Origin of the sequence: Nitrospirillum amazonense, from assembly GCF_029594735.1 — a bacterium.
GTDB classification, from domain to species: domain Bacteria; phylum Pseudomonadota; class Alphaproteobacteria; order Azospirillales; family Azospirillaceae; genus Nitrospirillum; species Nitrospirillum amazonense.
Genome location: NZ_JARPAF010000020.1, coordinates 1 through 11687, shown reverse-complemented (window position 1 = coordinate 11687; position 11687 = coordinate 1). Strand labels below are relative to the sequence as shown.

Annotated in this window: 22 protein-coding genes; 20 read left to right on the top strand and 2 right to left on the bottom strand. The window is 65.8% G+C overall.

Annotated features, from left to right (window positions below):
• Positions 1-754: 754 nt before the first annotated feature.
• Positions 755-1231 (bottom strand): helix-turn-helix domain-containing protein, encoded by a 477-nt coding sequence (locus P5F91_RS29790; protein WP_277909155.1) that lies wholly within the window; start codon positions 1229-1231, stop codon positions 755-757.
• Between the two features lie 264 nt (positions 1232-1495).
• Between P5F91_RS29790 and P5F91_RS29785 the strand changes: the two genes are divergently transcribed.
• The 3 genes from P5F91_RS29785 to P5F91_RS29775 are packed head-to-tail and all read left to right on the top strand — an operon-like array spanning position 1496 to position 2981.
• Positions 1496-1789, top strand: coding sequence for a helix-turn-helix domain-containing protein (locus P5F91_RS29785; RefSeq protein ID WP_277909154.1), 294 nt, complete (start codon positions 1496-1498; stop codon positions 1787-1789).
• Positions 1790-1791: 2 nt separating this feature from the next.
• On the top strand, positions 1792-2655 hold the full coding sequence (locus P5F91_RS29780) for a ParB/RepB/Spo0J family partition protein (protein ID WP_277909153.1): 864 nt from the start codon (positions 1792-1794) through the stop codon (positions 2653-2655).
• A complete protein-coding gene (locus P5F91_RS29775; RefSeq protein WP_277909152.1) occupies positions 2655-2981 on the top strand; it encodes a hypothetical protein in 327 nt (108 codons plus the stop codon). The genes P5F91_RS29780 and P5F91_RS29775 overlap by 1 nt, the downstream gene beginning before the upstream one ends.
• On the opposite strand, the gene P5F91_RS29770 is transcribed toward P5F91_RS29775, so the two are convergent.
• Positions 2941-3180, bottom strand: coding sequence for a hypothetical protein (locus tag P5F91_RS29770; RefSeq protein ID WP_277909151.1), 240 nt, complete (start codon positions 3178-3180; stop codon positions 2941-2943). The genes P5F91_RS29775 and P5F91_RS29770 overlap by 41 nt on opposite strands.
• A gap of 102 nt (positions 3181-3282) precedes the next feature.
• On the opposite strand from P5F91_RS29770, the gene P5F91_RS29765 reads away from it, so the two are divergent.
• From P5F91_RS29765 to P5F91_RS29685, 17 genes are all read left to right on the top strand, one after another.
• The gene (locus P5F91_RS29765) at positions 3283-3585 is read left to right on the top strand and encodes a hypothetical protein (RefSeq protein WP_277909150.1); all 303 of its coding nucleotides are present in this window, start codon (positions 3283-3285) and stop codon (positions 3583-3585) included.
• Complete coding sequence (locus tag P5F91_RS29760) at positions 3585-4043, top strand: DNA transposition protein (RefSeq protein ID WP_277909149.1); 459 nt, start codon at positions 3585-3587, stop codon at positions 4041-4043. The genes P5F91_RS29765 and P5F91_RS29760 overlap by 1 nt, the downstream gene beginning before the upstream one ends.
• The gene (locus P5F91_RS29755; RefSeq protein WP_277909148.1) at positions 4040-5992 is read left to right on the top strand and encodes a transposase domain-containing protein; all 1953 of its coding nucleotides are present in this window, start codon (positions 4040-4042) and stop codon (positions 5990-5992) included. The genes P5F91_RS29760 and P5F91_RS29755 overlap by 4 nt, the downstream gene beginning before the upstream one ends.
• Before the next feature lie 63 nt (positions 5993-6055).
• Positions 6056-7015 (top strand): AAA family ATPase, encoded by a 960-nt coding sequence (locus P5F91_RS29750; RefSeq protein ID WP_277909147.1) that lies wholly within the window; start codon positions 6056-6058, stop codon positions 7013-7015.
• Between the two features lie 3 nt (positions 7016-7018).
• A complete protein-coding gene (locus tag P5F91_RS29745; RefSeq protein ID WP_277909146.1) occupies positions 7019-7372 on the top strand; it encodes a hypothetical protein in 354 nt (117 codons plus the stop codon).
• A gap of 89 nt (positions 7373-7461) precedes the next feature.
• A complete protein-coding gene (locus P5F91_RS29740; RefSeq protein ID WP_277909145.1) occupies positions 7462-7665 on the top strand; it encodes a hypothetical protein in 204 nt (67 codons plus the stop codon).
• A gap of 12 nt (positions 7666-7677) precedes the next feature.
• Positions 7678-8481, top strand: a complete 804-nt coding sequence (locus tag P5F91_RS29735) for a DUF3164 family protein (RefSeq protein ID WP_277909144.1) — start codon at positions 7678-7680, stop codon at positions 8479-8481.
• 10 nt (positions 8482-8491) lie between these two features.
• Positions 8492-8707: a hypothetical protein gene (locus tag P5F91_RS29730; protein ID WP_277909143.1), complete on the top strand. Its 216-nt coding sequence runs from the start codon at positions 8492-8494 to the stop codon at positions 8705-8707.
• Positions 8704-9138: a hypothetical protein gene (locus P5F91_RS29725; RefSeq protein ID WP_277909142.1), complete on the top strand. Its 435-nt coding sequence runs from the start codon at positions 8704-8706 to the stop codon at positions 9136-9138. Before P5F91_RS29730 ends, P5F91_RS29725 begins: the two co-directional genes overlap by 4 nt.
• A gap of 45 nt (positions 9139-9183) precedes the next feature.
• Positions 9184-9498, top strand: coding sequence for an HU family DNA-binding protein (locus P5F91_RS29720; protein WP_277909141.1), 315 nt, complete (start codon positions 9184-9186; stop codon positions 9496-9498).
• Positions 9499-9564: 66 nt separating this feature from the next.
• Positions 9565-9756: a hypothetical protein gene (locus P5F91_RS29715; RefSeq protein WP_277909140.1), complete on the top strand. Its 192-nt coding sequence runs from the start codon at positions 9565-9567 to the stop codon at positions 9754-9756.
• Positions 9757-9758: 2 nt separating this feature from the next.
• On the top strand, positions 9759-9992 hold the full coding sequence (locus P5F91_RS29710; protein WP_277909139.1) for a hypothetical protein: 234 nt from the start codon (positions 9759-9761) through the stop codon (positions 9990-9992).
• Positions 9993-10004: 12 nt separating this feature from the next.
• Positions 10005-10217 carry a hypothetical protein gene (locus P5F91_RS29705; protein WP_277909138.1) on the top strand — a complete coding sequence of 71 codons (213 nt, stop codon included), beginning with the start codon at positions 10005-10007 and terminating at the stop codon, positions 10215-10217.
• A gap of 3 nt (positions 10218-10220) precedes the next feature.
• Complete coding sequence (locus P5F91_RS29700) at positions 10221-10622, top strand: ASCH domain-containing protein (RefSeq protein WP_277909137.1); 402 nt, start codon at positions 10221-10223, stop codon at positions 10620-10622.
• 3 nt (positions 10623-10625) lie between these two features.
• On the top strand, positions 10626-10865 hold the full coding sequence (locus tag P5F91_RS29695; RefSeq protein WP_277909136.1) for a hypothetical protein: 240 nt from the start codon (positions 10626-10628) through the stop codon (positions 10863-10865).
• Positions 10866-10876: 11 nt separating this feature from the next.
• Positions 10877-11146 carry a hypothetical protein gene (locus tag P5F91_RS29690; protein ID WP_277909135.1) on the top strand — a complete coding sequence of 90 codons (270 nt, stop codon included), beginning with the start codon at positions 10877-10879 and terminating at the stop codon, positions 11144-11146.
• Positions 11139-11687: DUF7168 domain-containing protein (locus P5F91_RS29685; protein WP_277909134.1), on the top strand; the 549-nt coding region annotated here is incomplete at its 3' end. The genes P5F91_RS29690 and P5F91_RS29685, both read left to right, overlap by 8 nt.

Below are 11687 nucleotides of genomic sequence, written 5' to 3'. Positions count from 1 at the left end.
TGTTAGGGGACACATAGGGTTGGAGTAATCCGGGATCTGGCGGGACATACCGGGATCCTGTGGGACAGCCCAGGCAAACCGGGCAGTCCAGGCCTGCCACCTGCCGCGCCGTGGGGTCGATGTTGAGATTGGAGGGGGCGGGCGTTCGGGGCGATTTGGACATTTGAAATTGGAGTAGGCGGGCGGCTGGCGCGGGGGCTCTTAGCGGGCTCTTACGCTGGCCTTCCCCGCATCTTAAGGCCGCCCAGTTCCAAAGGATAGGGTGACCGTTGACCATCACGCCCGGCAGCCGGAGCGGCGTTGCAGCCGCGTTCCCATACTTGCGCCGGAAAAATATCAGGCCGGCTTCATCATCCCTAAACACCTGAGATAACGCCATATTAACGAATACCCCCGTATGCTCCCCGTAGGGCGTCGCCCCAGGGGGAATCAGCTGCATGCGGCTGGGAGGTAGTAGCGTACCTCAAGGTGGACCGGGCCGGCCGGTCCACCACCCCCGCTTACGCCCAGCGGTGGTAAGACAATATCAAAGGGTTACTTCTTCCGTGTCAACCCTTGCGGGGTAAATGGCATGTTAATGCTACTTGCGGTAAATCAGGGCCGGCGGGTTATGACCCCGGCTGAATGTCTGGAACCGTCCTGGAACTAAGGTTCCGCGCGATGACGCTGGTTCCAGAACCAACATAAATCATTGATAAATAATAATAACTGAAGCGATGACGCCCCAGCGCGGGCCTGCGCGCCCTGGAACTTCCTAGCCCGCCTTGCGATCTGTCTTCGCCATCTCCTCGGTGATCATCTGGCGCTTTTCCTCTTCCGGCGTCGTCACTAGGAACTGGTAGGCGTCCACCACCATGGCCGCCCATTTGTCAGGCGGCAGCTTGTTGACCCAAGGCTCTTCCTGGCCGAAGCGGCGGATGGACGTGACGGCGCTGCGCAGCTTCGCCAGATCCACGGGCAGCACTTCCGTCGTTGATACGGGCTCTAGCTGCGGCTGGGCGCTGGGCCGCATCTCACCTTCCCCGGTGATAAGCCAATCCAACGAAACGCCGTAAAGGGCTTTGATATCGGCCAGGAAGGAGTAAGGCGGCGCATTTTTGCCGCGCTCGTAGCCGCCCAGCGTCTCAATATTGACGTCCAGTTTCTGGGCAACCTCGATACGGGACATCTCGCCACGGGCCTGGATCAGGCGTTCTGCAAAGGCGTTTTGAGGGCGAAGGGGTCGGGCCATCTTTGAAACTTTCCTGAAACAGCGGTTTCAGACTGCTGATTTGGTTTCACGACGGCTATAAGCCGTTGATACAAAAGACAAATGCCGCTGATACGGCGCTAAAAACCTGGCGGAACCCCTGAAACTTACGTAACGGCCGATATTGGGCTTGTCTTCCGTCCGGAACGGATGCATCATCCCTCCCATAACGAACCCTTCTAAAAAGAACCCTTCTGCGACCCTACGGAGCCATGCCGGGCAATCCGTGGAAAGGAGCACTATAGCATGGGTTGGCATCCTGCCGACATCCGCGCGGCCGTGGAAAAACGCGGCTCGACGCTCAGGGCCGTGGCCATTTCGGCCGGTATCCATGAGGACGCCTGCCGCTTCGCCCTGCGTCACCGCCATGTCGGTGGTGAGCGCGCCCTGTCCGAATTCCTGAAAATCCCGCTTTGGGAGCTGTGGCCCGACCGCTGGTCCCGTCATGGCATCCGCCTCGATCATCGTACGAAAGAACTTCGCCGCAACCCTAAGTCGGTGAAAGCGCCTTCGTCATGTCCAGAAAATAGGGCTGCCTGAACATGGTTAACGACGTGCAAACGGCCGCATCGGCGGCTGAGTTGGAAATCGACATCGGCGACATCGACGTGGGGGAGCGGCTGCGCGGCATCGACCCCAACCACGCCCAGGTGCTGGCCGTCAGCATGAGCCAAAGGGGCCAGATCGCGCCGGTCATGGTGCGGCGCCGGGCCGGCCGGAAGGGCGCGCGCTATGCCCTGGTGGCGGGTGCGCACCGCCTGGAAGCGGCCAACCTGCTGTCCTGGCGCACGATCAAGGCCGTGTTGTTCGAGGGTTCGGAAACCGAAGCCCTGCTGGCCGAGATCGATGAAAACCTGATCCGCCACGAGCTGACGCCGCTGGACCGCGCCACCTTCATGGCGGAGCGCAAGCGGATATACGAGGAACTGCACCCGGAAACCAAGCACGGCGGGGACCGGCGCAGCGAGGGTTTTCAAAACGACACCGTGTCGCTTTGGTCGTTCACCAAGGACACGGCCGAGCGCTGCGGGCTGCACCAGCGGACCATCGAGCGGGCGGTTCAGATCGCCACCAAGCTGTCAGCGGAGGCCAAACGGCGCGTCGCTGGGACCTGGCTGGCGCACAAGCAGGGCGAGCTGCTGGCGCTGTGCGCCCTGACGCCCGAGGAACAGAAGCTGACGCTGGATCTGCTCCTGGCGCCGGAGCCATCGGCCAAGACGGTCGAGGCGGCGGCCAAGGTGGTGAAGGGCGTGCGCGACGAGGTCCGGTCGAGCACCGACCGCCAGGTGGAAAAGCTGAAGGAAGCCTGGGCGCGCGCCGGCGCGCCCGCCCAGCGCGCCTTCCTCGACTTCCTGCGGGAGACGGGCGCCCTGAGCGGCAAGCCCCAGCTGGAAGAGGTGGCGTGATGGACGCCTTGGAACGCCATAAGGCGGCCGTGGAGAGTAAGGCCGCCGCCATCCGCGAAACCCGTCTTGCCGTTGAAGCCGCCACCTACTGGCCTTTCGACCTCATTGAAGCCGAAGCTCTGCGCCACGACGGCCCCCTGGATGATGCCGCCCTTGCGGCGATCACCCAGAGGATTTGCAAAGAACAGTTCATGGCGGCCGTCGATCAGTTAGCCGCCGCATCGCCAGATCTAGATGTCTGGCTTCTTCTGATGTTCCACCTATGCGCCTTGGACTTTCCAGGCGCTAGGGCAGCTTGGCCGCGATGCCTTGCAGGTGCGCTATGATGGCATCAAACGTCGCCACCCCCACCTCATTGGTCACTGATTCGCGCTTTCGAATGAAGGTGGCCAGCAGATCGGTGACGCTGACCGAGCCATTGGCCTCCAGCGCTTCCAAGGCCGCACGGCCGATCAGTCCTCCAGCGACCATCTTCGCGGTCTTTTCCAGCCTTTCACGCTGCTTTTCTTCGGTCGTTTTCATCATTCAGGGTTCCCCCATCGGTTGTGTTGCGACGCCGAGGATAGGGGAAGCGCGGGCGGCCGTCACCGTGGCGGTGGCGGCCCCCGTTGCACGGGGAGGCGTGTGATGGCCAATCTTATGAATGGGCGCGCACGGATCATCGGCAACAGTTATGTCGCGAGTTGGCGCGCGTTCATCCCGGGTTCCGATCTGTGCATTCCGGGGATCGCCGTCGTCCATCGGAATGACACCGGGGACCTGGGATCGTTCGTCTGGGGGATGGATGAGCTGGGACGCGAATTCGCCGACCGCATCGCCCGTGACCTCGCTCGGCTGGGCTTCGCCTGGATATGGCCGCATGAGTGCGATCACATCCGCATTCAACTGGGCGAATACCACCGTCTCCATTTCATTGGCGGGGGTATCTGATGGCGCCCCGGGACGTAAGGACGCTGGACTTGTTCGCCTGGGAGCCGCCCCAGGTGGTGGAACGGTTCGAGCCGGCGGTGATCAAGGCCTACTCGATCCAGAACGCCGTGGCCAAGGGCGTGGCGGCCACCTATGCCGCCAGCGGCTTGGCGCGGGAGGAGATCGCCGCCCGGATGACCGAGTACCTGGGCGAACCGATCAGCCTGAACATGATCAACGCCTGGGCCAGCGAGGCCCGCGGGGACCACAACATCCCATTCTACCGGCTGCTTGGCCTGATCAAGGTCACCGGTGATCGGCGCCTGCTTCAATTCGGCGCGGAAACCGTCGACGCCGCGGTCATCGACAACAAGTGGTTGCCGTGGGTTGAGCTGGGCCAGATCGCAGACAAGAAGGACGAACTGGACAAGGCCTTCAACGCCGTGCGGTACCAAGCCAGAAAGGCCCTGCGGTCATGAAGGAATGGTACTCCGCCGGCGAACTGGCGCCGCTGTTCGGGATCACGATCCAAGCCGTCAACCAGAAGGCCCGCACCGACTGGCGCACGCGGCCGATGTGGCACGCCACCCGCAACCCGCAGGGGGTATGGCGCCGGGCCGAGGAAGGTAACGGCTACCTCTACCACTACGCGGTATTGCCGGCCGCCGTGAAGGTTCGCCTGTTGACGGCCGACGGCGCCCCGGCCCGTGAGAGCGATGATCGGGTGGCGGCAAAACGCACATTGTCCGCCGAGGTGGCGTGGGACCTCTACGCCAGGGCCCCGGACAAGAAGAAGGATGTCGCAAAGGCGCGCTTGGCCATCCTGCAAGAGGTTGATGGCCTGTATGTCGGCGGCATGCCCAAGAATGTCGCCGTCACCACCGTTTGCGGCCTGAGGGGTATCAGCAACAGCACGTATTACGGCTGGGAAAAGCGCGTGCATGGGATCAGTCGCAGCGACTGGCTACCCATGCTCATGGACTATCGGACCGGCCGCAGGCGCGACCCCGGGATCATGCCTGTGGAAGCGTGGGAAGCCTACAAGGCCCTGTACCTGACGAACGACGAACGGACCCATGCCGAGTGCTACAACCGGCTGAAGGATGCGGCCAAGGCCCAGGGTTGGACGCTGCCAAGCGCCAAGACGTTCGTGCGCCGCGTCGAGACGGATATCGACCCCCGCGTCATCATCCTGGAACGCGAGGGCATGGATGAATACCTGCGGAAATTCCCGGCCCAGCGGCGCGACAAGACGGTGTTCCACGCCCTTGAGGCCGTGAACTACGACGGCCACAAGCTGGACGTTTTCACGCTGTGGCCGCAGGAGGAGAAGCCGGGCCGCACCTTCCTGATGGGCTTCCAGGACATCTATTCCGGCTTCCTGCTGTCCTGGCGCCTGGACCTGGCCGAAACCGCCTACGGCTTCCGCCTGGCCTTTGGTGACGTGATCGAGAACTACGGTATCCCCGACCATGTGTGGTCGGACAACACCATGGCGGCAGCGGCAAAGGAGAACACGGGCGGCAGCCGGTTCCGCAACCGCTTCAAGATCAAGGAAGATGATCCCGTTGGCCTGTTCAAGCTGATGGATTGCGAGATCCACTTCAGCACGCCGGGCCGTGGCCAGTCCAAGCCCATCGAACGGGCCTGGGGCACCCTGTCGCGCTACATCAGCAAGTCGCCGGAGTGCGCGGGCGCCTACACCGGCAACAGCCCTGTGAACAAGCCCGCGAACTATGGTTCCAAGGCCATCACGCTGGCCGAGCTGGTGAAGGTGGTGGAACGCGAAGTCCACCGCTTCAACCACGATCCGGCGCTGAACAGCGCTGGCAACGGTCGAAGCCGGGCCGAAGTTTTCGCCGAGAGCTACGCCAAGAGCCCCATCCGCGTGGCCACGGGATTGCCCATGGAGAAGCGGCGCCTGTGGCTGCTGGCCAGCGAGGCGGTGACCTGCCGGAAGCCGGACGGCGCGGTGTGGCTGCACGAGAACCGATATTGGCATGAAGCCCTGGTCGGCATGATCGGCCGCAAGGTGGTCCTGCGCTTCGATCCCGACAAGCTGCACGATCCCGTCCATGTCTACCGTCTGGATGGCGCCTTCGTCTGCACGGCCGATTGCGTGCAGGACAGCGGTTTCAATAGCGCCGCCGCCGCCAAGGACAAGGCCGAGAAGGTGGCAAAGTGGCGGAAAGCGGGCCGTACCCTGGCCGCCCTCGAAAAGACCATGACGATGGAACAGGTGATGGCGCTGATGCCGTCGCTTGATGAGGCGCCGAAGCCCGAAGCGAAGGTGGTGCGGCCCCTGTTCGGCCAGCAGGGCAACGCGGCGCTGAAGGCCGCCCCGGACCCCGACGCCATGACCGACGATGAATTCCGCCAGGCCTTCACGGCCGGCATCCACATCCTCCGGCCTGTGCCGGTGGAATGAAAAAGGGCCGGGTCACGCCAATGACCCAGCCCCTGAACACCTCAGAACCGTAGGGACTTTAGCATGACTATTCGCAGCAACGACATAGTGGAAACGCAGGATCCGGACGCCGTCCGCGCCCAGGTCCGCGAGGCGCTGATCGAGGACAGGATCAGCCAGGCCGAGGGCGCCCGCCGCGCCGGCATTGCGGAAAGCACCTTCGCCGCGTGGCTGGCCGGCAAATACCAGGGCAACAACGAGAAGGCCACGGCCGACGCCCTGCGCTGGGTTGATGCCCGTCGCGCCCAGAAGGTGACGGCCGCCAGCATCACCAGCAGCCCCGGGTTCATCGACACGGAAACCGCCGTCACCTTCATGGGCGCCATGCAGTACGCCCAGGTGGCTAGCGACTTCACCACCATCGTGGGCGTGCCCGGCGTGGGAAAGACGCAGGCGGCCGAGGCCTATCAGCGCCGGAACCCCAACGTCTATGTGGTGACCATGGAGCCGTCGATTTCATCGCCTGGCGCCATGCTGGGCGAAATCTGCGCCGAACTGGAAATCCCTGAGAAGTCGAGCACCAAGCAGGCCCGCGCCATCCGCCGCTTCTTCAAGGGGAAGAACGCCTTACTGATCGTGGACGAGGCGCAGCACCTGACCACCAAGGCCCTGGATGAGTTGCGGTCCCTGAACGACCGGGGCGGCGTTGGCGTCGTGGCCATGGGTAACCCCAGCATTCTGGCCCGGCTGGTGGGCACCGGTTCCGATGAGTTCGCCCAATTGCACAGCCGCGTGGGTGTGGGCCTGACCTGCCAGAAACCCCGCGACACGGACATCAGCGCGCTGATCGCGGCCTGGGGCGTCTCGGACACGGAAGAAGTGATCTATCTGACGCAGATCGCCCGCAAGGCTGGCGCCCTGCGCGCCCTGGATAAGACGATGCGCCTGGCCAGCACCCTGGCCAATGGCAGCGGCGACGCCAGGGGACTGCGTCACCTGAAGGCCGCGCGCAGCAAGCTCGGCCGCAGCGGCGCGGAGGCCTAAGCCATGGAGATCAAGGCTATCCCTGATCAGGTGGGGGCCCAGGCTGTCTGGGACGGCGGCTTGGGCCTGGTCGAGGCCGGCTACACCATCGACGCCAGCGGGCTGGTGATGGTGATCCGCCGCGCCGATGGCCGGGTTGCCGTGCCCGTCTGCCTGCCGCGCCTGGAGCACCATCAGGCCGATGCCGTCGTTCTGGCCGTGAACATCATGCGTGGGCACCCGAACCGCATGCCCGTCTCGGCCGAGATGACGTCGCTGGCCTGCGCCGTGGTGGTGCTGGCCGACCGCCTACTGTCGCCCCCGCTGGTGCCGGCGCCGGACGGCAGCGGCCTGCTGTACTCGGTGCGGGCGTCATGAGGCGGGCCCGGACCTGGTTGCCGGCTTGGCTGGGCGCCCGGCTGCGGGCCCGCAGGTTCGGGCCCCTCCTGATTGCCCAGGCCGGCCTCGTGGACCCGCTGGTAGCCGATGCCCGGCGCGAGCTGGCCAAGCTGGACGCCGCCGCGGCCGAGGTGACGGTCGACCAGGTCGATGTGCAACGCCGCCGCGCCTTCGCCGGCCTGGTCGCCCTGGGTGGCGCCATCGTTTCCACCAACCCCCTGCCACGGCGCCGCCGTGGCGCCATCGCGCGGCTCATCGCCGCCCTATTCTGAGAGATCTGACCCATGACGCCCACATTGTTCCTGGACACCCTGCACCTGGAATACCCGGTGCCCCCGGCGATCCCCGCTACCGCGCCCACGCTGGCCAAGCGGCTGCACGCCCTGCTGTCGACGTTCGAGGGGAGCGAGGAAGACTTCGCGGCGGCCTGGCGCGAGGCCTGCGCCGCCCTGGAGGCGATCCCCTCCGTGCCGCCCGCCACCGTGACGTTGCCGGATGGCGAGTATTGGCGGAACGAGGAAGGCGGCCTGCTTCCCGCCCGCGTCGTCAAGCAGGCCGACCAGGTCAAGGACGGCTTCGTGCGCAGCGTGGCCGCCGCCGCCCTGCAACTGTCGGCCAGCCTGGCGCGGTTCAAGGCCCTGACCATGAGCGAGGGGCATTCCCTGGTGGAGCTGCTGGGTGCCAGCTTCGGTATCGAGGTGGGGGGCACCAAGGGCAACGTCACCTTCTACAGCTTCGACCGGGAATGGCAGGTGGAGCTGGCCAAGGCCGACCGCCTGGTGTTCGAGGGGGCGGAGTTGCAGGCCGCCCGCGCCGCCCTGGAAAAGTGGGTGGCCGCCAGCGAGGGCGCGCCCGAGCTGAAGATGATCATCCACCGGGCCTTCGGCCTGGACGAGGAAGGCCAGGTTCGCGCCAACGAGCTGTTCCGCCTGATGACGTTCGAGATGCCGGGCGCCGATTGGGCCCGCGCCATGGATGCCCTGCGCGCCAGCATCCACATCGCGGGCAAGGCGGAATACCTACGCGTCCGGCGCCGCAACGCCGAGGGTCGCTATGACCTGATCCCGCTCAGCCTGGCCAGTGTGTGAGGGTGCGGAGATGGAGGTCCGTAACCACGACTGGATGGACACCGAGACGCTGAGGCCGCTCTACGGCCTGGAAGTCTTCATTCCTGGCACGGGCTGGTGCTTCGTCGCACGCGGGGGCGAGCCCCTGCTTTTCGATACGGAGGCCGAACGCACCGCCGAGCGCAAGCGGATGGAAGCCGCGCCCTATCCCAAGAACCCCAGCGCTCACATTCGAGGTGTGGCATGAGCGACCAGCGCAAATGCCCGGTTGAGGGCTGCCCTGTGCACATCGATGGCGGCCACCTGATGTGTCGTGCCCATTGGCTCCGGGTGCCCGGCTGGTTGCGGCGGCGGATCACCACCGCCTGGCGGGATTACCGCGCCATCCGGCGGTCGACGGACCACGCCGAGGTCTTGGCGGCCATCCGCACCCACCGCGTCGTTGCCGACCAGGCGCTGGCCTTCGTCCAGGCCGTGTCGGCGCCCTCGATCAAGGACGATCTGGCGCGCGGGGTGGTGACCCTTCTGCCGCCGCCCTGGAAACCCCAACCGAAGAGCGCCGCGGAACGGGCGCATGCCAAGAAGCACGCCTGGCCTGGTCCAGGACCGGCTCCCGCAAGGTGGGAGACGCCAGACGGCACCATCGTCTACCGCGACTACGCGGCCTACTGCGACTGACCCCATCACCACCGGCCCAAGAGGGCCTTAAGAAGGAGCGAAGAAGTGAACCAAGCCATGTTGATCGAGACGCTGTCCCGGGAGACCGCTGTGCCGGCTTCCCAGGTCAAGAACGTCCTCAAGAACCTGGGCGCCATCGTCCAGGGTACGCTTGCGGGCGGCGGGGAGATCACCATCCCCGGTGTCGCCAAACTGTCGGTGGTTCCGACCAAGGCGCGGGATGGTCGCAACCCCCGCACTGGCGCCATGGTGAAGATCGCCGCCGGGCGCAAGGCCAAGGCCGTCTTCCTGAAGGAGCTGCGGGACTATCTGGCGCCGCAAGGCTCGGCTGATGTCAACGATGACGGCCCCGATTTCTGATGGCTCACAGGCGCCCCGGCCGCGACGCCGGGGCGCTCGGTGAGCCACCAGCATCCGAGGGACGCCATGTCCAAATCCACCAACCCGCCGGAGGGCAAGTGCCAGCCCGGCTATCGCAACAAGTACGCCCGCAAGCCGACCCAGGCGCAGCGCTTCACCTTCCGCAAAGCCGCCCGACCGGAGGTCAGCGCTGACGAACGCGCCTTGATCGATGCCGAGCTGGCCCGCCGCGCGGCGGCAATAGGGGGAGAGCCCTGACCATGGCGCAGATCAACATACCGACGCTACGGGCCGAATGCCTGATGGTCGCCATCGAGCATGTGCGCGAACCCGCCGCCGCCCGCCAGCTGGCCGACCGCATGGTCAACCTGGTTGTCGCCACCACCACCCCGGCGCCGGCCCCGGCTCTGGTGTCACCGGCCGTCAACCCCTGCCGCCTCAACACATTTCCGCCGCCCTGGTTCAGGGCGCCGGTGTCTATCTCCAAGCCCTGAAGGAGGGTGATCATGTTCAACCTGCGCCCCCAGGACGCATCCGATAACACCCGCACCGTCACCGGCTGGATCGGCACGGTGGTGATCGTCGGGGCGCTGGCCACCGGCCTCTATCTCGGCCTACGCGCCACCAGCTGCCACGACGCCGTCGCCGACGGCTGCCTGTGGGACCAGCGCGGCCCCATCCTGATGATCCCCGGCCCCGCCGGGCACCCGGAGCGCTGAGCCATGGTCGCCTACAGCTTCAAACCGCAGTTCGAGATGCCCATCCTGTCCCTGCGCAAGACGGGCACCATCCGGAATGTCGGTAAGCGGCGCCATGCCCAGGCGGGGCAACAGCTGCAGTTCTATACCGGCATGCGGACAATGTCCTGCCGCCTGATCGCCAGCGCTACCTGCCTCAGCTGCGACCCCATCACCGTGGACTTCGCAACCGGGACGGTCACGGTCGGACTGGGAAAGGTGCAATGCCTGGTCAACGGCGTCGATGCCTTTGCTCACGGGGATGGCTTCGAGAGCTTTCAGGCCATGGCCAAGTTCTGGCGCGACAACCACCGCGCCAGCGCGATCACCGACAGCGTCTGGATCCGCTGGGACCCGCAGTCCCTGCGGCCGGCGGCGGAGCGCTGAGCCATGGGTCTGCCCCCACATCGTGAGCCGGAAACCCAGGCAGAGCGGGAGATCGCAATGGCCATGATCCTGGTCCGCCAAGCATACGACCGGATACGCGAGAAATTTCCCTCACTACCGGAGACGGCCGTCAGCGTCGGCCTGATCAATGTCGGCGCCCAGCTGGGGGTGGAACAGACCGGAGCCCGGGCCTGCGCGGACTACCTGCGCGGATGTGCCGCCCTCATAGCCCCGATGAACTGAAGGAAAACGCCATGCCTGCCACCCTTGCCTTGGGCTGCCTGCTGGTGCAACTGCGCAGCAAGCGCGCCCTGACCACCACCGACCGCGCCCGCTTCCGCCGCGACCTGGTCGCCGCCATGGGGGGCGCCAACCGGCCGGTGGACCGCCAAGCGGCCGAAAACGCGTTGCAGAGCCTGCTGGCGGAGATGGCCGGCATGGGGTTCACCAACGCGGAGATCATCGACCTGGTCAACGCTGGGGCGCTGGATCGCTCCGGCCCCATGGGTGTGCGCCATGGCTGATCTGCGCGCCATCCGGGACAAGATCAGGGCGCTGCGCGCCCGCACCGTCGACAACGGCTGCACCGAGGCAGAGGCCGAAGCCGCGGCCGAGGCGGCCATGCGCCTGATGGCCGACCACAACGTGTCGGACGAAGAGGTGGAGCGACCCGAGTACGTCGAGGTGGCCCAGACCATTGGTGGCCGGCGCTCGGTGATCGACCAACTGTGGCCGCGCGTCGCCCGCGTGTGCGGCTGCACCTCCTTCATCCGCCAGGAATGGGACGGTGACCGCGCCGTGGTCTATTTCGGGTTGGAGCCCAACCCGGAGATCGCGGCCTACGTTCATGTGGTCTGCGCCGGCGCCATCCGCCGCGCTATCGCCGACTACCGCAAGACGCCGGAGTACAAGCGCAAGCGTACCGCCCGCACCCGCAACGAGCTGGTCAGGGCCTTCACCGACGCCATGGTCGAACGGCTGGGCCGGCGCCTGCTGGATATGCGCTTCGGCATCGGCTGGGGGACGCTGCGGGAGCAGGGTGAACAGGCCCTGCTGGAGCTGGAA

Bases quoted from the DNA above. Each gene is read 5' to 3' on its own strand.
- P5F91_RS29730 (WP_277909143.1), top strand. From the start codon at position 8,492: ATGGAGGTCCGTAACCACGACTGGATGGACACCGAGACGCTGAGGCCG.
- P5F91_RS29705 (WP_277909138.1), top strand. From the start codon at position 10,005: ATGTTCAACCTGCGCCCCCAGGACGCATCCGATAACACCCGCACCGTC.
- P5F91_RS29700 (WP_277909137.1), top strand. From the start codon at position 10,221: ATGGTCGCCTACAGCTTCAAACCGCAGTTCGAGATGCCCATCCTGTCC.
- P5F91_RS29725 (WP_277909142.1), top strand. From the start codon at position 8,704: ATGAGCGACCAGCGCAAATGCCCGGTTGAGGGCTGCCCTGTGCACATC.
- P5F91_RS29750 (WP_277909147.1), top strand. From the start codon at position 6,056: ATGACTATTCGCAGCAACGACATAGTGGAAACGCAGGATCCGGACGCC.
- P5F91_RS29765 (WP_277909150.1), top strand. From the start codon at position 3,283: ATGGCCAATCTTATGAATGGGCGCGCACGGATCATCGGCAACAGTTAT.
- P5F91_RS29775 (WP_277909152.1), top strand. From the start codon at position 2,655: ATGGACGCCTTGGAACGCCATAAGGCGGCCGTGGAGAGTAAGGCCGCC.
- P5F91_RS29715 (WP_277909140.1), top strand. From the start codon at position 9,565: ATGTCCAAATCCACCAACCCGCCGGAGGGCAAGTGCCAGCCCGGCTAT.
- P5F91_RS29745 (WP_277909146.1), top strand. From the start codon at position 7,019: ATGGAGATCAAGGCTATCCCTGATCAGGTGGGGGCCCAGGCTGTCTGG.
- P5F91_RS29735 (WP_277909144.1), top strand. From the start codon at position 7,678: ATGACGCCCACATTGTTCCTGGACACCCTGCACCTGGAATACCCGGTG.
- P5F91_RS29770 (WP_277909151.1), bottom strand. From the start codon at position 3,180: ATGATGAAAACGACCGAAGAAAAGCAGCGTGAAAGGCTGGAAAAGACC.
- P5F91_RS29760 (WP_277909149.1), top strand. From the start codon at position 3,585: ATGGCGCCCCGGGACGTAAGGACGCTGGACTTGTTCGCCTGGGAGCCG.
- P5F91_RS29785 (WP_277909154.1), top strand. From the start codon at position 1,496: ATGGGTTGGCATCCTGCCGACATCCGCGCGGCCGTGGAAAAACGCGGC.
- P5F91_RS29695 (WP_277909136.1), top strand. From the start codon at position 10,626: ATGGGTCTGCCCCCACATCGTGAGCCGGAAACCCAGGCAGAGCGGGAG.
- P5F91_RS29780 (WP_277909153.1), top strand. From the start codon at position 1,792: ATGGTTAACGACGTGCAAACGGCCGCATCGGCGGCTGAGTTGGAAATC.
- P5F91_RS29790 (WP_277909155.1), bottom strand. From the start codon at position 1,231: ATGGCCCGACCCCTTCGCCCTCAAAACGCCTTTGCAGAACGCCTGATC.
- P5F91_RS29755 (WP_277909148.1), top strand. From the start codon at position 4,040: ATGAAGGAATGGTACTCCGCCGGCGAACTGGCGCCGCTGTTCGGGATC.
- P5F91_RS29690 (WP_277909135.1), top strand. From the start codon at position 10,877: ATGCCTGCCACCCTTGCCTTGGGCTGCCTGCTGGTGCAACTGCGCAGC.
- P5F91_RS29710 (WP_277909139.1), top strand. From the start codon at position 9,759: ATGGCGCAGATCAACATACCGACGCTACGGGCCGAATGCCTGATGGTC.